The sequence below is a fragment of the Streptomyces brasiliensis genome (assembly GCF_014647875.1).
In the GTDB taxonomy this organism is placed as follows: Bacteria; Actinomycetota; Actinomycetes; order Streptomycetales; family Streptomycetaceae; genus Streptomyces; species Streptomyces brasiliensis.
This window is the reverse complement of sequence record NZ_BMQA01000015.1, coordinates 90,982-109,368: the sequence shown is the minus strand read 5'-3', so window position 1 is coordinate 109,368 and position 18,387 is coordinate 90,982. Positions and strand designations below refer to the sequence as shown.

Below are 18,387 nucleotides of genomic sequence, written 5' to 3'. Positions count from 1 at the left end.
GCGGGTGGCGGGGGCGGGCTTGGCTCGGGTGGGCTTGCCTCGGAGGTACCGGGCCCGGACGCGCCTGCCGCAGAGGCGTCTGGCGTGGAGGCGCCTGCTGCGGACGTGCCTGATCAGGACCCTGGCCCCGACGCGCCTGCTGTGGACGTGCCTGATCAGGGCCCGCTCGGCCCGGATGCGCCGGTCCCGAACGCGCCCTTCCGGCACGCTCCCGCCCTCGACGTGGCCGGTCTGGCCGTAGTCATCGCCGCTGCGGCGGGCCGTCACCTTCCCGCCGGACACCTCGCCGTCGACGCCGACTTCTTCGACGCGGGAGGTACGTCCGTCCACGCGGTGGAACTCGTCGCCGAGTTGGAGGGCGAGTTCGGCATCGAGGTCGATCTGGACGAGGTCTTCGCCGACGCGAGGCCCATGACCTTGGCCCGGCGCTGGTTGCCACGACTCGACCCCACACACCACCGCCCGGACATCGCCGGGTCCGTGCCGACCCGGGACGGGACGCTTCCGGATCCGGCATCGGCCTCCGTGACCACGGTCCCCCTGCCCCCGACCCCGCTTCCCGCCTCCGCCGAGAACACCGCTCCCGCCTCCGCCCCGATCACTGCCCTTGCCTCCGCCAAGGGCAGTGCCCTCCCCATCCCCGCTCCCCGCACCCCACCCGCCGCACCGACCGGCCACGAAGGCCCCCACACCCGAGCCCGCCAGGAAGACCTCGACCGGATCCTCGCCGACCTGGCCCTCGCCGACCGCCTGCCGTTCGCCGACGCACCCGAACCTCTGCCGCCCCGCCGGCTCCTGCTCACCGGCGCGACCGGGTTCCTCGGCAGTCACATGCTGCTCGACCTCCTGCGCCACAGCGACGCCCACGTCTACTGCCTGGTCCGCGCGGATGACGAGGAGGCGGCCACCGCACGGCTCGGAGAGCAGCTGCGCGGCTACCGGCTGCCCTGGTCGTCGGAGGTCCGCCGTCGCGTGACCGTGCTGCCCGGCGACATCCGCCGGCCCCACCTCGGCCTCTCCGACGAGCTGTGGCACCGGCTCGCCCACGAACTCGACAGCGTCGTGGGTGTCGCGGCGGCCGTCGACTTCCTGCGCGGCTACCAGTCGCTGCGGAGCAGCAACGTGCTCGGCGCCCTCACGCTCGCCGAACTCGCCGCCGCCGGCCGCCCCAAGCCACTGCACCACATCTCCTCGATCGCCGTGTTCAACGAGGTCGGCATCACCTCGATGGGGGAGGACGACCCCCTCGCGCACGTGGACCGGCTCATCTCCGGTTACGACCAGTCCAAATGGGCCGCGGAGGTCGCCCTGCGCCGCGCCCGCGACCACGGCCTCGTCGTCACCGCCCTGCGCCCCGGCGGTATCGGCGGCCACACCAGGACCGGCGCCCACAACCCGCTCGACCTCAGCAGCGGCCTGATCTCGGCCTTCGGCCGCTTCCGCACCGTACCGGCGTTCCACTGCCTCAACGCCGCCCCCGTCGACTGGGTGAGCAGGGTCGCCGTGGCCGCGATCTGCGAGCCCGACGCCTGGGGCTTCGACTACAACCTGACCGGCGTGCCCAACACCCTCGACGACGTCGTCCGGGACATGGCGTTGGGCGGTATGCACGTCCGGGTCCGGGACTGGGACGAGTGGCGCACCGACACCCTGGCCCGTCTGGACGCCGATCCGGTCCCCGAACTTGCCTTCCTCGGAAGGGTGTTGCGCAACCCCACCGCGCTCAAGCTGGTCGAGGCCACCCTCAAGGGTCCCGCGGCCGGCGGCGAGCGCACCGACGCCCTCGTCGCGGCCCTCGGCCTGCCGTCCGCGGCCCGCTACGACGCCCGCGCCCAGCTGAAGACCTTCGAGAAGCTCGCGGACGACGGTCTGGCCCGTCTCCCGCAGAAGGACGACCAGCCCTATCTGTGGTTCAGCGAGACGACCGAGGGCACCGTCGGCCCGGTCGGCGCCGCTGCGGAAACCCCCTGCTCGATGGCGCTCACCCTCTCCATCGCGGGCATGTACCAGCTGGTCAAGGAGCGTCGTGTGGACGTCACCGGCGAGGTCAGCTGCACCGCGATCCACCCCGAGCCGCTGACCGTCGAACGCGGCGACATCTGGATCCGCCCCGAGGAGGGCATCCCGCAGCAGCACGGTCTCAGACACCAACTCCTCCGCTACCGGCTGCGGTTGGCCGATGCCGACGGCGGCCGGTGGTGGCTGGAGGGGCGTAAGTACGCCCGCGCCCGCCGGGACCTGTGGCGTCAGACACGCGCCCTGACCGTCGAGATCGGCCGCGAGGGCGAAGCGGCGAGCCTGCTCGGCGAGGTGGTCGTACCCGCCGACTCCTACGTCCGTGACCAGATCGACGGCATCAAGGTCGACCCCAGACTGACCGGCCAGGAGAAGCGTGCCGCCAAGCTGACCTGGCTCGCCTGGTTCGGCCTGGAGATGGGCCGCGGCCTCGTCGCCCCGTTCGCCCGGGCCGCCGCGGACCTGCTCGACCTGCGCCGCACCCCCACCCTCTCGGAGCACCACCGATGATCTTCAGGACCACTTCCTTCAGGACCACCCCGGCCAGGACGACCCGGCCGGCGCTCCGCAAGGTCCGCAGCACCGCCGCCCTGCGCCCCCTGCGTCACCGCCTCGACCCGGCGGCCGTCGAGGAGATCCCGCTGCGCACCAGCGACGGCGTCCTCCTCGGCCTCACCCGCGTCGGCACCGGCCACAGCGACCGGCCCGCCGTCCTGGTCCTGCACGGGCACACCGCCTCCGCCGACATGTTCCTGCTGCCCGAGACCCGCAACCTCGTCGACGTCCTCCTCGACGAGGGCTACGAACCCTGGCTGCTCGACTGGCGCGGCAGTTGCCGGCTGCCGTACAACGAGACCGGCCGCCGGTACACGTACGACGACGTGGCGCTCTACGACATCCCCGAGGCCGTCTGCCGGATACGTCAACGCATCGGCGACCGGCCGCTGTTCGTGATCGCGCACTGCATCGGCTCCCTGAGCCTGTCGCTGAGCCTGACGGCGGGACTGGTGCCGGGCCTCGCCGGAGTCGTCTCCCAAGGGGTGTTCCTGACACCGAAGTTGGCGGGCCGCACCTCGCTGCGGATCTCCGTGATGGGGGAGTTGCTCAAGTCGCGGATCGACTACATACCCGTCGACTTCCGCAAGGTGGGCCTGTGGTCGAAGTACACGCCGCTGTTCGCCCTGGCCTCCCGCGGGGCGAGCTGCCCGGACCCGACCTGTCAGATCCTGCACAACTCGGCCTGGGGCTCGGGCGCTTCGCTCTTCGTGCACGAGAACCTGTCCGAGGCCACTCACGAACGGCTCGCCGAACTCCTCGGGCCCGCGCCGTTGTGGATCCTGCCGCATCTGCGCCGCATCGAACTGGCCCGCAGCGTCGTCCGCTGGCACGACACCGACCACCGCTACCGCGCCCTGCCGCCCAACGCACTGGACGCGGCCGGCCGCATCGACACCCCGGTCCTGCTCCTCGCGGGCAGCGAGAACGGGCTCTGGCAGGACTCGCAGAAGCTCTGCCACGAGGTGCTCGCGCACCGGCAGCCACAGCTCGACGTGCGGTACACCGAGATCCCGGGGTACGGCCACCTCGACACCTTCCTGGGCCGGGGCGCCGCCCTCGACGTGTACGGGCACATCCTCGATTTCCTCGGCGAACGACGGTGACGGCGAGTGGTGCGGCCGGTTACCGTACCGGTCAGTAACCGGACCGCACCCCAGGAGGCCCCATGCCCCAGCTCGAACTCGACGGCGCGGTACTGGCGTACGACGACGAGGGCCCCCGTGACGGCGACGGCGTGCCCCTCGTCTTCGTCCACGGCTGGACGGCGAACCGGCACCGCTGGGACCACCAGATGGCGCACTTCTCCGCCACGCGCCGGGTGATCCGCCTCGACCTGCGCGGGCACGGCGAGAGCGGCGGGGCGGGCGTCCGTACCATCGCGGAGCTGGCCGAGGACGTCCTCGCGCTGCTCGGCCATCTGAAGGTCGACCGCTTCGTCCTGATCGGGCACTCGATGGGCGGGATGATCTCCCAGACCATCGCCCTGGCCCACCCCGACCGTGTCGAGCGCATGGTCCTCGTCGACTCGATCGCGAAGATGACGTACAGCCGGGGCCGGGGCCTGCTGATGGCGGCGTCCACGCTCGTGCCCTTCAAGCTGTTCGTCGCCGCCAACATCCAGCGCGCCTTCGCCCCCGGCCACCCGCGCGAGGAGATCCGCGAGTACATCCGCGCCTCCGCCGAGACGCCCCGCGAGGTGGTGATGACGCTGTACGGCGCGATGCGCGCCTTCGACGTCCTCGACCGGGTCGGCGAGATCCGTACGCCCACCCTGATCGTGCATGGCTACCACGACATCCAGCTGCCGCTGCGCCAGATGTTGCGGATGGCGAAGGCGTACCCGGACGCGGTGGTCCGCGTCATCGACGCGGGCCACGAGCTGCCGGTGGAGAAGCCCGAGGAGCTGACCACGGCGGTCGAGCGGTTCGTCGGCTCCGCGGCCGTGTGACAGAGGTGCACTATCGGGCTGCTTGACCGTTTTGTCTTATTTTTGAGAAGCCTTTGCCGGTGGCCGGATCGGGGAGGGCGGGGCCCGGCAGTGCTGGGGCGCGGTTCCCGCGCGGGTAAAGCGCGGCCGAAAGGGTGACGTGATGCGGGCCGATCGTGTCATGGCGGCGTTGACCGGGCCGGTGGGTCGGACGCACGCTCGTTATATAGGTGCTCAATACATCTGATTCGGCCGTCGTCGGAACCCGCCCCGGAGGGCGCAGGTGAGCGTGGTGCCGCCACACGGCCGGAGGCAGGAGGCAAGGCATGTGCGGCATCACCGGCTGGGTTTCCTTCGACCGCGACCTGAGTACCGAGGCCGTCGTACTGGATGCGATGACCGAGACGATGGCCTGCCGCGGCCCGGACGACCGCGGTACCTGGGCCGAGGGTCCCGCCGCACTGGGCCACCGCAGGCTCGCGATCATCGACCTGCCCGGCGGCCGCCAGCCGATGACCGCCGGCACACCGGAGGGCACCGTCGCGCTGGTGTACTCGGGCGAGGCCTACAACTTCACCGGACTCCGCCGCGAACTCATCGGCCGCGGCCACCGGTTCACCACCGACTCCGACACCGAGGTCGTCCTGCGCGGATACCTCGAATGGGGCGACCGGATCGCCGAGCGGCTCAACGGCATGTACGCCTTCGCCGTCTGGGACGGTCGCCGCGACCAGCTCGTCATGATCCGCGACCGCATGGGCATCAAGCCCTTCTACTTCCACCCGACCGCCGACGGCGTCCTGTTCGGCTCCGAGCCCAAGGCGATCATCGCCAACCCGCTCGTCCGGCCCCGCGTCGCCCTGGACGGACTGCGCGAGTTGTTCACCATGGTGATGACGCCCGGACACGCCGTGTGGGACGGCATGCGCGAGGTCGAGCCCGGCACGGTCGTCACCGTCGACCGTTCGGGGCTGCGCACGCGTGCCTACTGGCGCCTCGAGACCCGCCCGCACACCGACGACCGCGACACCACCGTCGCCCGCGTCCGCACCCTCCTCGACGACATCGTGTGCCGCCAGCTCGTGGCCGACGTGCCCCGCTGCACGCTGCTCTCCGGCGGCCTCGACTCCTCCGCCATGACCGCGCTGGCCGCCAGGCAGCTCGCCGAACAGGGTGAGAAGGTGCGCAGCTTCGCCGTCGACTTCGTCGGCCAGACCGACCACTTCGTCGCCGACGAGCTGCGGGGCACCCCGGACACGCCCTTCGTGCACGACGTGGCCCGCCTCGCCCGCACCGACCACCAGGACATCGTCCTCGACGCGCAGACCCTCGCCGACCCGGCCGTACGCGAGCGGGTGCTGCGCGCCCGCGACCTGCCGGTCGGCCTCGGGGACCTCGACTCCTCGCTCTTTCTGCTGTTCCGTGCCGTGCGTGAGCACTCCACGGTCGCCCTGTCCGGCGAGTCCGCCGACGAGGTTTTCGGCGGCTACCTGCAGTTCTTCGACGAGGAGGCACGCAGCGCCGAGACCTTCCCATGGCTGCCGATGGCCGGCCGGTACTTCGGGGACCGCGCCGACGTCCTGCGCGCCGACGTGGCCAAGAGCCTCGACCTGGACGCGTACATCGCCGACGCCTACCGCAGCGCCGTCGCGGGCATCCACCGCCTCGACGGCGAGAGCGACTTCGAGTACCGGATGCGGCGGATGTCCCACCTGCACCTGACCCGTTTCGTCCGGGCCCTGCTCGACCGCAAGGACCGTATGAGCATGGCCGTCGGCCTGGAGGTCCGCGTGCCGTACTGCGACCACCGGCTCGTCGAGTACGTCTACAACACGCCCTGGTCGCTGAAGTCCTTCGACGGCCGGGAGAAGACCCTGCTCAGGGAGGCCACCGCGGACGTCCTCCCGAAGTCCGTCTACGACCGGGTCAAGAGCCCCTACCCGTCCACCCAGGATCCGCGCTACGGCCGCGCCCTCCAGGACCAGGTCAAGGAACTCCTCGCCCGGCCCGACCACCCGGTGTTCGACGTCGTCGACCGGGAGAAGATCCACCAGGCCGCCCACCGCGACACCCCGGCGAGCACGCAGGGGGCCCGGTACGGCCTGGAACGCACCCTCGACCTGGCCCTCTGGCTCGACCTCTACGAGCCCGAGCTGACCCTCAGCTGAGCCCCAGGGCCCGGTCCGCGGCCGCCCGCGACGGCTGCCACCACGTCGTCACCGGCTCCCACACCCGTACGGCGTCCCCGGCGCCCAGCTCGGCCGCCGAGAAGGTGCGGCCCAGGTGGGACGGGTCGGCGGCCACGGTGATCGTGTCCACCGTGCGGGCCTCGGGGTCCGCCGGGTCGTCGATCGTCCGCACCGCCGCGTAGGCGGTCCGGCCGGCTCCGATCCGGTACGGGCCGCTGTTCCCCTCCGGCACCGGCAGGGCAGCGCCGTCCAGGTCCCCGAACGTGACCGTCGGATGCGGTCGACGGTGCAGGCGCGGGCGCCGCGGTTGGTCGCGCTGATCCGCACCACGGACGGGTCGGCGGACGCCGCCCTCGCCCGGACGGTCAGCGCCTGCTCCGCGCAGGGCGTGACCGGGGCGGCGGCCTCGCTCGGAGCGGCGGCGAGCAGCAGGCCGGCGGCGGCCGAGAGGGCCGGTACGGCGACGGCGGGACGGATGCGCATGAGGAGTTCCCCCTGTTCCGGTCGTGTGCGGTACGGCGGGTCGAGCCGCACCTGCCCACTGTGACCACCACGGCCGGCGAGAGGTTGTGCCGCTTTCACGCCGGTCGCCTGCTTGCGCCTTCTGTCAGCCCCTGGTCGATTTCGCGACGGAGTCCCAGTGGCTCCCGTCCGGCCCGCAGGAGCTGCCGTTCGCCGGCAGGGAGCCGTACAGCAGGAAGTCGTCGACCTTGCGGTGCACGCACTTCGAGGACATGTAGCCGGTGTGGCCCTCGCCCTTGTTGTCGAGCACCACGGCCGACGGGCCGAGCCGCTTCGCCGTCTCCTCGGCCCAGCGGTACGGCGTGGCCGGATCCCCGCGCGTGCCCACGAGGAGGATCTTCGCCGAGTGGAGGTCCTTGACCCTGTCGCGGATGAAGTCGGTGCCCTTCGGGCGGCCGTAGCACATCAGGACCTCGCTGAGGCGGTGCCGGCCGAAGACCGGTGAGGCCCGCTCGTAGTCGGCACGCAGCCGGCCGATCTCCTTCTTGATCTGACCGGCGTCGAGCCGGTCGGGGTCGTCCGCGCAGTTGATCGCCATCAGCGCAGCCGTCAGATTGTCGACGGGGACGTCCTCCTCGTTCACCAGCCCGCCGCCGGCACGCCACGGTGCCATGCCGCCGGACGCGAAGGCCGCCACCTTGCTCGTGTCGCCGTCCTCCATCAGCATGGCCAGGGCACGTTCCAGAGAGGGCCACATCTCCTGGCTGTAGAGGCCCTGCCCGATGGCGCCCACCAGGTCCTGGTCCGAGAACTCGCCGCCGACGTTCTTCGGCACCGGGTTCGCGTCGAGCGAGTGCACCAGCTGGACCACCTGTTCACCGGCCTTGCGCCGGTCCTGACCGAACGGGCAGCCGACGTCCTGCACACACCAGTCCAGGAAGCCGTCCAGCGCCGTCTGCTGCCCCGCGGCGCTCGCCAGCCCCTGCTCGGACAGCGGTTCGGTCAAGGTGTCCACCCCGTCCAGGACCATCCGCCCCACCTTGCCGGGGAACTGGGCCGCGTACACCGCGCCCAGCCGGGTGCCGTAGGAGAAGCCCAGGTAGTTGAGCTTCTTGTCGCCGAGGGCCTGGCGTATGACGTCCAGGTCGCGGGAAGCGTTCACGGTGCCTATGTGGGGCAGGACCGGCCCGGAGTGGGCGGCGCACAGGGCGGCCGCCTTCTGCAGCAGTTCGAGGATCGCCTGCGGATCGCTCGCGTCCGGCGTCACCTCGGCAGTCTGCGAGGAATCCTCGTCGCCGCCCTCGCCGCAGCTGACGGGGGAGGAGCGGCCGACGCCGCGCGGATCGAAGGTGACCACGTCGTAGCCGTTGGTCAGCCCCATGTAGTCCTTGCCGGCGGCGGCCAGCGTGCTGATGCCGGGGCCGCCCGGGCCGCCGAAGTTCAGCAGTACGGAACCCTGCGACTTCCCCGTGGCCCGGTAGCGGGCCAGGGCGATGTCGATGGTGCCGGCGCCGGGCCGTGCGTAGTCGAGCGGGACAGTCACCTTGCCGCACTGCATGTCCTTGGGCGCGGCCCTGCCGGTGCACGCCGACCAGGTGACCTTCTGGCGGTAGAAGCGGGTCAGATCGGGCTCGGGCGGCTCGGCCGCGCCGGCCGCGGGCAACCCGGCCCCGAGCAGCGCCAGGGCGAGGACTCCGGAGCCCGCGCAGCGCCGGACGGCGGGCCGTGTGGACAGCTTGGCCAGCATCGATGCCTCCAGGGACGCCCTGCTGCGGACCGGGGCAGTGCCCTCGCTCACCATATGCGGGCCCTGCGGGGCCCGCCTCCAGAGGCGGGCAGTGCCAGAGGCCGTCCCCGTGCGATCGGTGCGTATCCGATGGTTTTACGACTGGTTCGATAACACTGTCGCCCGATGGGGTGAAATGCCGATCGGCCATAACCCGGATGGCTCAGAGGCGTTTTATCCGGTGCGGGCGAGTGCCCGTGACCATGTCTGGAAGGCAGGGAACCTATGAAACGGGTTACCCGTAACGGTGTGATCGCCGTCGCCGCCGCTTCGGGGGCGATGGCCGTTGCCGGGACGGCGTTCGCCGATTCGGCCGCGGACGGCTCCGCGGCCGACTCGCCCGGGCTGATCTCCGGCAACTCCATCCAGCTCCCGGTGCACGTTCCGGTGAACGTGTGCGGGAACACCGTGAACGTGGTGGGGCTCCTCAATCCGGCCGCGGGCAACAGCTGCGCCAACGAGGGTGGCCGGTCCGGCGGCGGGGGATCCTCCTGGTCGGGCGGAGCGACGGCGCACAGCGCCGGAAAGGATTCTCCCGGTGTGCTCTCCGGCAACGGTATCCAGCTGCCGGTGGATGTCCCGGTGAACGTGAGCGGCAACGGCCTGAACGTGGCGGGCATCGGCAACCCGGCGCACGGCAACACCTCGGTCGACCACTCCGGCGGCCACCCGGCGACTCCCACCCCGACGCCGACCGCCCCGCCGAGGGCACCGGCCTCGCCGGTGACCCGCACGGTCCCGCCGCAGGCCACGTCCGTGCTCGCCCACACGGGAACGGACGCGACCGTCCCCGCCGTGGCCGCGGGTGCCGCGTTCCTGCTCACCGGGACGGCCCTCTACCGGCGTTTCCGCCCCCGCCCGGAGCACTGAGCCGGCCCCGGCACCCCGTACGGCCCCACCGGGCTGCCCGACCGGTGGGGTCTCCGTCTGCCCGGGAGCGGCCGGCCGTGCGGAGCCACAACTGGCTCGTGAAGAAGGCTTGTCCGCGTTCTCCGACGGCTCGATCCAGGCGTGCCGGGTCCCCGGTGATCGGCAAGGATGCTGCGGAAACCGCCGACGACGCGCACGCCCTCTTCGCCGCCCTCAAGCGCGAGTTCGCCGGGAGCGACGTCGCCATCGACGTGCCCGAGACGAACCGGGCGGGCGTGCCCTCGCCGAAGACGCGGGATTCACCGCCTTGTTCGAGACGGCCCGCCTGTACACGGGCCCGGTGCGTGCCTACGCAGCGCGTGTACGGCGTCACCACCCTCGAACTCGGCTGACGTTCAGTCCGTCGCCCCGTGCCAGCGCCGGACCAGCGCGTGCACGTCCTCGATCAGCTCCGGCACCGGGCCCTCGACAAGCACCCCGGGCGCGACCTCGTTCACCGGCAGCGCCCGCACCGGCGGCGCGGGCACCCCCAACTCGGCGATCCACCCGGTGAGTTGCTCGGACGAGGCGACGAACACGATGCGGCCCAGCCCCACCCAGGCGTGCGCGGCCGCGCACATCGGGCAGTGCTCTCCGGAGGTGTAGACGGTCGCCGCCGCCCGCTCGTCCGCGGTCAGACGGGCGGCGGCCCACCTGGCCAGCTCGAACTCCGGGTGGCGTGTGCCGTCCCCCGAAGCCACCCGGTTGTGGTCCTCGGCGAGCACGGTGCCGTCCCCGGCGACCAGCACCGACCCGAACGGCTCGTCACCCGCCTCGAGCGCCTCGGCCGCCAGCTCCACGCAGCGGCGCAGATACCGCAGTTCGGTCTCCTTCACCATGGCGTACGCCCCTCACTTCCGGCACGGTTCCGGGCGCACGCTACGGGCCGCGGAGCCGCCGCGGCCAGGGCACGCCGCGTCCGCCCCGAACGGCGTACGGCCGGAAAGGCGTACCGGCGCCCCACCGCCACCGTGACGAGCCCGACGGTGACCAACGGCAGCGCGGTCCAGGGCAGGGCGGCCGGTCCCGGACCGCCCAGCGCCAGACCGCCCACCAGCGATCCGCCGGCGATGCCCGCGTTGTACACCGTCGTCTGCAGCGATGTCGCCACATCCGCGTCGGCCGGTCCCGAGACGTCGACCAGCGCGGTCTGGATCAGCGTCGGCGCCCAGCCGAATGCCACGCCCCACAGGGCGACCGCGCCGAGCAGCACGGCGGGCGTGCCGGCCGCGAGGCCGAGCGCCACCAGCACGGCCGCGAAGAGCGTCAGTGCGGCGAGCAGCGTGCCGCGCAGCCACCGGTCGACCAGCTCCCCGGTCAGCCAGATCCCGGCGACCGTGGCGGTACCGAACACCGCGAGCAGCGGTCCCGTACGGCCGAAGCCGGCGTGCGCCGCGAACGGGACGGCGTACGTGTACATCACCTGGTGCCCCAGCAGCAGGAACAGCGTCACGGACAGCACCGGACGGATCCCCGGCCGCAGGGCGACCCGGACGAACGGCACGCGCCCGTGCGGCGGTTCACCCGGGAATGCCGGCACCCGCCACCGCACCCAGCCCGCCAGCAGCAGGGCGAGAGCGGCCAGGGACGCGAAGGCCGCTCGCCAGCCGAGCGCACCGGCCAGCACCGTCCCGGCGGGCACACCCGCCGCGAGTGCGAGGGTGATCCCGGCCAGCACGATCGCGATCGCCCGGCCGCGTCGCTCGGCCGGCACCATCCGGGCCGCGTACCCGACGAGCATCGCCCACAATGTGCCGCCCGTCGCCCCGGCGACGAGCCGAGCCCCGAAGGTGAGCACGTACGACGACGACAGCGCGACCAGCGCGTCGGCGCACGCGAACCCCAACAGCGCGCCGACGAGCACCGGCCGCCGGGGCAGGCCGCGCAGGGCCGCGGTGACCGGGACGGCGGCCAGGAAAGAGGCGGCCGCGTAGCCGGTCACCAGAAAGCCGACCCGGGACTCGGGGACGCCCAGCGCCGGCGCCATCGAGGGCAGCAGGCCGGCCGGGAGCAGTTCGGTCATGACGGCGGTGAAGGCGGAAGCGGACAGGGCGAGGAGCCCCGGCCACGGCAGCCGCGCGGACGCGGGTGCGCCCTTGACCAGGGAAACGGTGGACATGCGACCATGCTCGGACCCTCACATCAGTGTGAAGGTCAAGGCGGCAGGGAGGTACTCATGAGGATCGGCGAACTCTCGCGCCGTACCGGCGTCCCCACCCGCCTGCTGCGCTACTACGAGGAACAGGACCTGCTGCACCCCGGACGCGCCGACAACGGCTACCGCTCCTACGCGGAGACGGCCGTCCGGGACGTCCAGCAGATCCGCGGCCTTCTCGACGCCGGCCTCACCACCGAGATGATCCGCGCCGTTCTGCCGTACCTCTCGGGCCCCGACGAGATCCATCCGCCCGCCGCGTGCGTGACCCCGGAGACGGCCGCGCTGCTGCACGCCCACCTCGAGCGCATTCAGGCCCGCATCGACTGCCTGGCCCGCAACCGCGACCGGCTCAGCGCCTATCTGGCGGCCGTGGAGGAGGGGCCGGCCGACAGGGGTCCGACGACCGGATCGAACGGTAAACCCGTTGCCCGGTACGGTCCGTGATGCTGGAGTGGGCGCATGGAACATGCCACTGTGCTCGCCCTCTACGACCGTGACATACGCGAGGGCGCCCGGCCCGACGGCCCCCGGGCCCGGGTCGAACGCACTGGGGACGTGGTGCGCCAGGTCGCCGGCGCCCACGGCTGGAACGGCGTCGTCTGGTCCGCACTGGACGAGTCGACCGCGGACGCGGCGATCGCCGACCAGATGGCCCACTTCACCGGCCTCGGCCTGGACTTCGAGTGGAAGCTCTACGGCCACGACCGCCCGGTCGACCTCGGCAAGCGGCTCACCGCCGCCGGCTTCACGGCCGAGCCCGAGGAGACGCTGCTCGTCGGTGAGGTCGCCGCGCTGACCCTCGACGCCGAACCACCCGCCGGCGTCCGCATCGTGACCGCCACCGATGCGGCGGGTGTCGACCTCGTGGTGGATGTGCACGAGAAGGCCTTCAGCACGGACGGGACGCGGCTGCGCCATCAACTGCTCGCCGGGCTCACCGCCGACCCGGTCACCGTCGTCGCGGTGGTGGCGCTTGCCGGCGACGAGCCGGTCAGCGCCGCCCGCATGGAGCTGGTGCCCGGCACGCGGTTCGCCGGGCTGTGGGGCGGCGGCACCGTCGAGGGCTGGCGGGGCCGGGGCCTCTACCGTGCCCTGGTCGCCCATCGCGCACGCGCCGCCGCGGCCCGCGGCTACCGCTACCTCCAGGTCGACGCCATGCCCCAGAGCCGCCCCATTCTGGAACGCCTGGGTTTCCAGCCGCTGAGCACCACGACGCCGTACGTCCACACGGTCTGACGATCGGTTCGGGACGCCGTACCGCACACCCTGCGCCGGTGTGGGCCGATCGGACCGGCGCCGAGGGCCGGTTGGCCCCGGGCGCGCGCCGGGAGTTCGCTGCGATGCTGGTGGCGTGGGGCGCACCGCGCAGCGCGCCCTCGGGGGGAGCCGCCTCCCGCGGTGTCCATACTCTCCGGCACCAGGACACCCGGTCGAGGCACCGGGCCCGCCGCACGCAGCGGGGAGCCGCGTGCGGCGGGCCCGCGACGGCGAGTGGGCTCCACCTCAGGGAAGTCGGGCGAGCAACCAGGGGAGACAGGCGCCGAGTGGATCGTGGGCGGAGGCCCTGTGAGGGAGGCGGACGCCGCTCCACGGCCGGCAGCCGCCGTCCAGGGCACGTCGGCGCCGCTCCGGAGCAGGTGGGCGCCGAGCCCGCCGCCCGCTCCTCAGCGCCGCGACCGCGCCCGATCCAGCACGCTGACTCCCACCGCCGCCAGCCCGATCTGGATGAACCACTCGATCCAGTCCGGCCCCTTGGTTTCGGCGACCCCGAACCCGGCGGCGATCGCCGAGCCGAGCAGCGCTGCGACGATGCCCACGACGATCGTCAGCAGGAAGCCGATGCGCTGCCGCCCGGGTACGACCAGGCGTCCGAGCACACCGATGACGATGCCGATGACGACGGCACTGACGATGCCTGAGATCTCCATCTGCGCCCCCTCCAGGACGAGTTCCCCGCTGTCGTCCCTTCTGCCCGCTGTAACCGGATGCACTCCGTTCCGGGTATTGCCCGGTCTTTCTGTTCACCGGCCAGTCATGCCATGTACCTTTCAATCTATCGACGCGTGTAGAACCCTCAACCCGGTTCTACGCGCGCAGACTTGGCGCCCGCACCGCCTCGACCCCACTCACGGAGGTTCGCCGGATGCTCGGATCCAGAAGGTTCCGTCGCAGACTCACCACTGCCCTCGCCGGTTTCGGACTGCTCGCCACGGGAGCTGCCCTCCAGGTCGGCACGAGTGCCACCCCAGCCCACGCCGCCACCACCCACCGCATCCTGTTCGACAACGCCCACGCCGAGACGGCCGGCAACGCCGACTGGATCATCTCCACCAGCCAGCCCGACCCGCTCGGTCAGGACTCCACGCCGAACGCCGAGACGGACTGGACCGGCGCCCTCTCGTCCTGGGGCGTCGCCCTGCAGAAGGCCGGCGGTTACAGCCTGAAGACACTGCCCTCGGGCTCGAGCCTGAGCTACGGCGGCTCGGCATCGACCGACCTGTCGAACTTCGACACGCTGGTGCTGCCCGAGCCGAACACGCTGTTCACGTCGGCCGAGAAGACGGCCATCATGAACTTCGTGAAGAACGGCGGCGGCCTCTTCATGATCTCCGACCACACCGGTGCCGACCGCAACAACGACGGCAAGGACGCGGTCGCGATCCTGAACGACCTGATGTCGAACAACAGCGTCGACTCCACCGACCCGTTCGGCTTCTCGATCGACGCGCTGAACATCACGTCCGGCTACCCGGCCGCCATCAGCGACAGCACCAACCCGGTGCTGCACGGCTCCTTCGGCAACGTCACCAAGAGCCTCATCGCCAACGGCACCACGGCCACCCTCAAGCCGGCCGACAACGCCGGCGTCAAGGGCCTGGTCTACCGCTCCGGTTACTCCGGCAACACCGGCGCGTTCTTCGCCACCAGCACCTTCGGCAGCGGCCGTGTCGCCTTCTGGGGCGACAGCTCGCCGATCGACGACGGCACCGGCCAGTCCGGCAACACCCTGTACGACGGCTGGAACGACACCGGCGCCACCAACGCGGCCCTGGCCCTCAACGCCACTGCCTGGCTGGCCGGTTCGGGCACCGGTGACGGAGGCGGTGGAGGTGGCGGCACCTGCACCGCGGCCCAGCTCCTCGGCAACAGCGGATTCGAGTCGGGCAACAGCACATGGAGCGCCAGCAGCGGCGTGATCACCAACACCAGTGGTGAGTCGCCCCGCAGCGGTTCCTACTACGCCTGGCTGGACGGCTACGCCAGCGCACACACCGACACGCTCTCCCAGTCGGTGACCATCCCGTCCGGGTGCACGTCCGCCAACCTGAGCTTCTATCTGCACATCGACACGGACGAGACCACCACCAGCACCGCGTACGACAAGCTGACGGTGCAGGTTCTCAACGGCTCCGGCTCCGTCCTGAGCACCCTGGCGACCTACTCCAACCTCGACGCCGCCAGTGGTTACACCCAGCGCAGCTTCAACCTCGCGAGCTACGCCGGGCAGACCGTGACCATCAAGTTCACCGGCACCGAGGGCTCCCAGATCCAGACGTCGTTCGTCATCGACGACACGGCGCTCAACGTGAGCTGACCGTACGGGGGTGAGCCGATGCGCGGCCCACCCCCTCGCCGGTCATCGCGCCGGCACCGTGTGTGATGTGGACGGTGATGATCGCGTCGGTGCTCCTCGTGATCGTCGCCGCGGCCACCGATTTCAGCCCACACCTGGCCTTCACCTACCCGGCGCACGCCTTCGACCTGACGAGCGACCACTTCTGGCTCGGCTTCGCCGCGGGCCTGACGATCGGCATCTACGACTACCTCGGCTACAACACGACGGCCTACATGGGTGCCGGGATCAAGGAACCCGGCCGTACGCTGCCGCGCTCCATCCTCTTCTCGATCCTCGGCATCATGGCGATCTGTCTGCTGCTGCAGATCGGCACGCTCGGCGTCGTCGACTGGCACCGCATGACGGACCCGGGCGACATCGCCTCGACCTCCGTCGCTTCGGCGGTCCTCGAGGAGACCTGGGGGAAGGGCGCCGCCGACACGGTCACCGTGCTGATCCTGATCACGGCGTTCGCCTCGGTGTTCGCGGGGCTGCTCGGCGGCTCGCGGGTACCGTACGACGCGGCCCCGCGACCATGTCTTCTTCCGGCCGTACGAGAAGCTGCACCCGAAGCACCGCTTCCCGATGCTGGGCCTCGCCACGATGGGCGTGATCACCGCGATCGGCTTCCTCATCGGCCGTCACACGGACCTCGCGACCCTGATCCAGCTGCTCACCACGGTGATGGTGATCGTCCAGGCGCTGGCCCAGATCGTGGCCCTGTCGGTCCTGCGCCGGCGGCAGCCGACGCTACGGCGACCGTACCGGATGTGGCTCTACCCGCTGCCCAGCATCGTCGCCTTCGTCGGCTGGTGCGTGATCTACGGGTACGCCGACAAGAACTCCCCGGGCCGCCACCCCATCGAGTGGTCCCTGGCATGGCTGGCCCTGGGCTGCGTGGCGTTCGTGATCTGGGCCCGGCTGGAGAAGGTGTGGCCGTTCGGGGAGCGGGAGATCAGCGAGGAGTACGTCACCGTGCCGACGCCGGACGCGGAGCCGGCGGGGGCCTGAGCGTCGCCGACGGTCCGGGCGGCGCTACCCGTGAAGTGCAGCCGGACAGCCGTACCGCACGGTGGCGCTCCGCCCTTGGCCCACGGACGTCTCTGCCGAGCGCCTCGTGGCCGTCCTGAGCGGGCACCCGGCGACACGGCTCTTGTCCAGCGGGACAGGCCGCCCGGGTTGCCCCGGCCTCCGGTCGCATGCACGCAAGCGCCTGCGCAACCCCCTCTGCCGGGTCGCCCCGGCGCACGGCGGGGCCGGCCCGCATCCTGCGGCCGGCCCCGCGTCCTCCCTTCCAGGAGCGGGGTCCTCAGGCCGTGGGTGCGCTCTTGGCCGCCGTACCGGCGCAGATCAGACCGAGGATCACGGCCAGCGCGCCGATGACGACGTTGTTGATCACGACCCCGGCGTCGGGGCTGCTGCCCACGATCCACGGCGCGATGATCATCCAGACACCCATCGCGCACATGGCCCAGCTGAGGCCGTACATCCTCTCGGGGGCCCTCGTGAATCCCAGGGCCAGCAGCCCTATCGCTATGCCCACGATCAGGTTGTGGGTCACGAGCGCGGGCTGGCTCGTCGTGTAGTGCACGATCCACGGGGATGCCGCGCAGTAGAGACCGAGCAGGAACACCGGTCCGTCCAACAGCGACACATCACGACCGCCGAGCATGCGGGCGTAGCGTTCCCGCATTTCGGAGACATCAGGGTGGCTCGATATGTCACCTCTGGTGTGTGAGACGTTGGCCATATCTCGTCTCCTTCGACTTGCAGGCCTGACCGCGTCTGGTGCGGTATGCGGTAAGAGCCGCGTAGGCCCATTCTGCGCTTATTTCATCTTTATGTGTAGTGGCCCGTGCTGTACGGCCCGACATGGACCGGCCGAATCCGGGCAGGCGGACGGTGAGTCGAGGCCGACCGTGCGTGACTCGGAAGGAGTCCACGTCGATGCGTACGAAGGTGTTGGAGCGGTTTCCGGCGGGGGCGCCGCGCGGGTCCTGGCCGGCGGAGGAGTACGCGGCGCGCTGCCGGGCCGAGGGCGAACCGGCGACGGTCGTGATGGACCTGAGGTCCGACGCGTTCCTCGTCGTGGTGGACACCGCTCAGGAGGAGGCCGCGTAACGTCACGCGGGCAGCGTGCCGCCGAAGTGGCGCGCCCGGCGCACGAACGCCTCGTGCAGGTCACGCGCCGCCCGCGGCACCGAATCGGTCCGGCGGCGCTGCAGCACGGGCGCCCTCTTCGCGGACTGGATCCCGGTCCTGGCCCGCGCCGTGGACGACAGGCTGCACGTCGCATACGTGCCCCGCGACGCCCCCGGCGTCACCGTGATCGACGACTGGGACGGCATGGGCCGGCGCACGACCGCCAGCGGCACCGTCCGCCTCGACGCGGCCCCGGTGCCGGCCGACCGGGTCCTGCCGCATCACCTCACCTTCGATGGCCCCCAACTCCATTGCACCGTCGCCCAGTTGCTGCAGGCGGCCAACGACGCCGGAATCGCCCGGGGAGCGCTCGCGGCAACCGCCGAGTTCGTGCGGACCAAGAGCCGCCCCTGGTTCGAGAGCGGCTGCGAGGCCGCTGCCGAGGACCCCCTGCCGATCCGGCGCTTCGGTGAACTCGCCCTCCGGGCAAGGGCGTCGGACGCGCTCCTGCGGGCTGCACCCCGCCCGGCCGTTCGACGCCGCGCGGGGACTGGGCCTCGCTGCGGCGGCCACGGTCGGCTCGCACCTGGTCGCACGCCGGATCCTGGGCAGGCGCTGATCGCC

General features: G+C 71.7%; 15 protein-coding genes and 3 pseudogenes. 12 read left to right on the top strand and 6 right to left on the bottom strand.

The window, feature by feature from the left end; genetic code table 11:
* The first annotated feature begins 147 nt into the window (after positions 1-147).
* The 4 genes from IEZ19_RS23295 to asnB all read left to right on the top strand — a co-directional run bounded on the left by IEZ19_RS23295 (position 148) and on the right by asnB (position 6,669).
* On the top strand, positions 148-2,526 hold the full coding sequence (locus tag IEZ19_RS23295; RefSeq protein WP_229840646.1) for a thioester reductase domain-containing protein: 2,379 nt from the start codon (positions 148-150) through the stop codon (positions 2,524-2,526).
* Complete coding sequence (locus IEZ19_RS23290) at positions 2,523-3,677, top strand: alpha/beta hydrolase (protein ID WP_189313215.1); 1,155 nt, start codon at positions 2,523-2,525, stop codon at positions 3,675-3,677. Before IEZ19_RS23295 ends, IEZ19_RS23290 begins: the two co-directional genes overlap by 4 nt.
* Positions 3,678-3,739: 62 nt before the next feature.
* Positions 3,740-4,522 carry an alpha/beta fold hydrolase gene (locus IEZ19_RS23285; RefSeq protein ID WP_189313214.1) on the top strand — a complete coding sequence of 261 codons (783 nt, stop codon included), beginning with the start codon at positions 3,740-3,742 and terminating at the stop codon, positions 4,520-4,522.
* 305 nt (positions 4,523-4,827) lie between these two features.
* Positions 4,828-6,669 (top strand): asparagine synthase (glutamine-hydrolyzing), encoded by a 1,842-nt coding sequence (asnB, locus tag IEZ19_RS23280; RefSeq protein WP_189313213.1) that lies wholly within the window; start codon positions 4,828-4,830, stop codon positions 6,667-6,669.
* On the opposite strand, the pseudogene IEZ19_RS23275 reads toward asnB, so the two are convergent.
* Positions 6,662-7,173, bottom strand: a pseudogene (locus tag IEZ19_RS23275) (DUF4232 domain-containing protein). The gene asnB and the pseudogene IEZ19_RS23275 overlap by 8 nt on opposite strands.
* A gap of 124 nt (positions 7,174-7,297) precedes the next feature.
* Positions 7,298-8,899, bottom strand: a complete 1,602-nt coding sequence (locus tag IEZ19_RS23270) for an alpha/beta hydrolase (protein WP_189313212.1) — start codon at positions 8,897-8,899, stop codon at positions 7,298-7,300.
* 264 nt (positions 8,900-9,163) lie between these two features.
* Between IEZ19_RS23270 and IEZ19_RS23265 the strand changes: the two genes are divergently transcribed.
* Complete coding sequence (locus IEZ19_RS23265) at positions 9,164-9,808, top strand: chaplin (protein WP_189313211.1); 645 nt, start codon at positions 9,164-9,166, stop codon at positions 9,806-9,808.
* 155 nt (positions 9,809-9,963) lie between these two features.
* Positions 9,964-10,200 (top strand): GNAT family N-acetyltransferase, encoded by a 237-nt coding sequence (locus IEZ19_RS23260; RefSeq protein ID WP_373297040.1) that lies wholly within the window; start codon positions 9,964-9,966, stop codon positions 10,198-10,200.
* Positions 10,201-10,203: 3 nt separating this feature from the next.
* Here the strand turns inward: IEZ19_RS23260 and IEZ19_RS23255 are convergent, their stop codons facing one another.
* Together IEZ19_RS23255 and IEZ19_RS23250 are read right to left on the bottom strand one after the other, a co-directional pair.
* Positions 10,204-10,686 carry a nucleoside deaminase gene (locus IEZ19_RS23255; RefSeq protein WP_189313210.1) on the bottom strand — a complete coding sequence of 161 codons (483 nt, stop codon included), beginning with the start codon at positions 10,684-10,686 and terminating at the stop codon, positions 10,204-10,206.
* A complete protein-coding gene (locus IEZ19_RS23250) occupies positions 10,680-11,966 on the bottom strand; it encodes an MFS transporter (RefSeq protein ID WP_189313209.1) in 1,287 nt (428 codons plus the stop codon). The genes IEZ19_RS23255 and IEZ19_RS23250 overlap by 7 nt, the downstream gene beginning before the upstream one ends.
* Before the next feature lie 57 nt (positions 11,967-12,023).
* On the opposite strand from IEZ19_RS23250, the gene IEZ19_RS23245 reads away from it, so the two are divergent.
* Positions 12,024-12,449: a MerR family transcriptional regulator gene (locus tag IEZ19_RS23245; RefSeq protein ID WP_189313208.1), complete on the top strand. Its 426-nt coding sequence runs from the start codon at positions 12,024-12,026 to the stop codon at positions 12,447-12,449.
* A 15-nt stretch (positions 12,450-12,464) separates the two neighbouring features.
* Complete coding sequence (locus IEZ19_RS23240; protein ID WP_189313207.1) at positions 12,465-13,241, top strand: GNAT family N-acetyltransferase; 777 nt, start codon at positions 12,465-12,467, stop codon at positions 13,239-13,241.
* A 428-nt stretch (positions 13,242-13,669) separates the two neighbouring features.
* Here the strand turns inward: IEZ19_RS23240 and IEZ19_RS23235 are convergent, their stop codons facing one another.
* A complete protein-coding gene (locus IEZ19_RS23235) occupies positions 13,670-13,933 on the bottom strand; it encodes a GlsB/YeaQ/YmgE family stress response membrane protein (RefSeq protein ID WP_189313206.1) in 264 nt (87 codons plus the stop codon).
* A gap of 215 nt (positions 13,934-14,148) precedes the next feature.
* On the opposite strand from IEZ19_RS23235, the gene IEZ19_RS23230 reads away from it, so the two are divergent.
* Entirely contained in the window at positions 14,149-15,600 is a 1,452-nt protein-coding gene (locus IEZ19_RS23230; protein ID WP_189313205.1) for a hydrolase, read from the top strand.
* Between the two features lie 44 nt (positions 15,601-15,644).
* Positions 15,645-16,632, top strand: a pseudogene (locus IEZ19_RS23225) (APC family permease); the annotation flags it as partial.
* Positions 16,633-16,930: 298 nt separating this feature from the next.
* On the opposite strand, the gene IEZ19_RS23220 reads toward IEZ19_RS23225, so the two are convergent.
* Positions 16,931-17,371 (bottom strand): SPW repeat protein, encoded by a 441-nt coding sequence (locus tag IEZ19_RS23220; protein WP_189313204.1) that lies wholly within the window; start codon positions 17,369-17,371, stop codon positions 16,931-16,933.
* Positions 17,372-17,568: 197 nt separating this feature from the next.
* Between IEZ19_RS23220 and IEZ19_RS23215 the strand changes: the two genes are divergently transcribed.
* Both IEZ19_RS23215 and IEZ19_RS23205 read left to right on the top strand, forming a co-directional pair.
* On the top strand, positions 17,569-17,742 hold the full coding sequence (locus IEZ19_RS23215) for a DUF8839 family protein (RefSeq protein WP_189313203.1): 174 nt from the start codon (positions 17,569-17,571) through the stop codon (positions 17,740-17,742).
* Positions 17,743-17,844: 102 nt separating this feature from the next.
* Positions 17,845-18,309 (top strand): annotated as a pseudogene (locus IEZ19_RS23205) (acyl-CoA dehydrogenase); the annotation flags it as partial.
* Between the last annotated feature and the right edge of the window lie 78 nt (positions 18,310-18,387).

Bases quoted from the DNA above. Each gene is read 5' to 3' on its own strand.
- asnB (WP_189313213.1), top strand. From the start codon at position 4,828: ATGTGCGGCATCACCGGCTGGGTTTCCTTCGACCGCGACCTGAGTACC.
- IEZ19_RS23215 (WP_189313203.1), top strand. From the start codon at position 17,569: ATGCGTACGAAGGTGTTGGAGCGGTTTCCGGCGGGGGCGCCGCGCGGG.
- IEZ19_RS23285 (WP_189313214.1), top strand. From the start codon at position 3,740: ATGCCCCAGCTCGAACTCGACGGCGCGGTACTGGCGTACGACGACGAG.
- IEZ19_RS23230 (WP_189313205.1), top strand. From the start codon at position 14,149: ATGCTCGGATCCAGAAGGTTCCGTCGCAGACTCACCACTGCCCTCGCC.
- IEZ19_RS23290 (WP_189313215.1), top strand. From the start codon at position 2,523: ATGATCTTCAGGACCACTTCCTTCAGGACCACCCCGGCCAGGACGACC.
- IEZ19_RS23270 (WP_189313212.1), bottom strand. From the start codon at position 8,899: ATGCTGGCCAAGCTGTCCACACGGCCCGCCGTCCGGCGCTGCGCGGGC.
- IEZ19_RS23245 (WP_189313208.1), top strand. From the start codon at position 12,024: ATGAGGATCGGCGAACTCTCGCGCCGTACCGGCGTCCCCACCCGCCTG.
- IEZ19_RS23240 (WP_189313207.1), top strand. From the start codon at position 12,465: ATGGAACATGCCACTGTGCTCGCCCTCTACGACCGTGACATACGCGAG.
- IEZ19_RS23265 (WP_189313211.1), top strand. From the start codon at position 9,164: ATGAAACGGGTTACCCGTAACGGTGTGATCGCCGTCGCCGCCGCTTCG.
- IEZ19_RS23235 (WP_189313206.1), bottom strand. From the start codon at position 13,933: ATGGAGATCTCAGGCATCGTCAGTGCCGTCGTCATCGGCATCGTCATC.
- IEZ19_RS23250 (WP_189313209.1), bottom strand. From the start codon at position 11,966: ATGTCCACCGTTTCCCTGGTCAAGGGCGCACCCGCGTCCGCGCGGCTG.
- IEZ19_RS23255 (WP_189313210.1), bottom strand. From the start codon at position 10,686: ATGGTGAAGGAGACCGAACTGCGGTATCTGCGCCGCTGCGTGGAGCTG.
- IEZ19_RS23220 (WP_189313204.1), bottom strand. From the start codon at position 17,371: ATGGCCAACGTCTCACACACCAGAGGTGACATATCGAGCCACCCTGAT.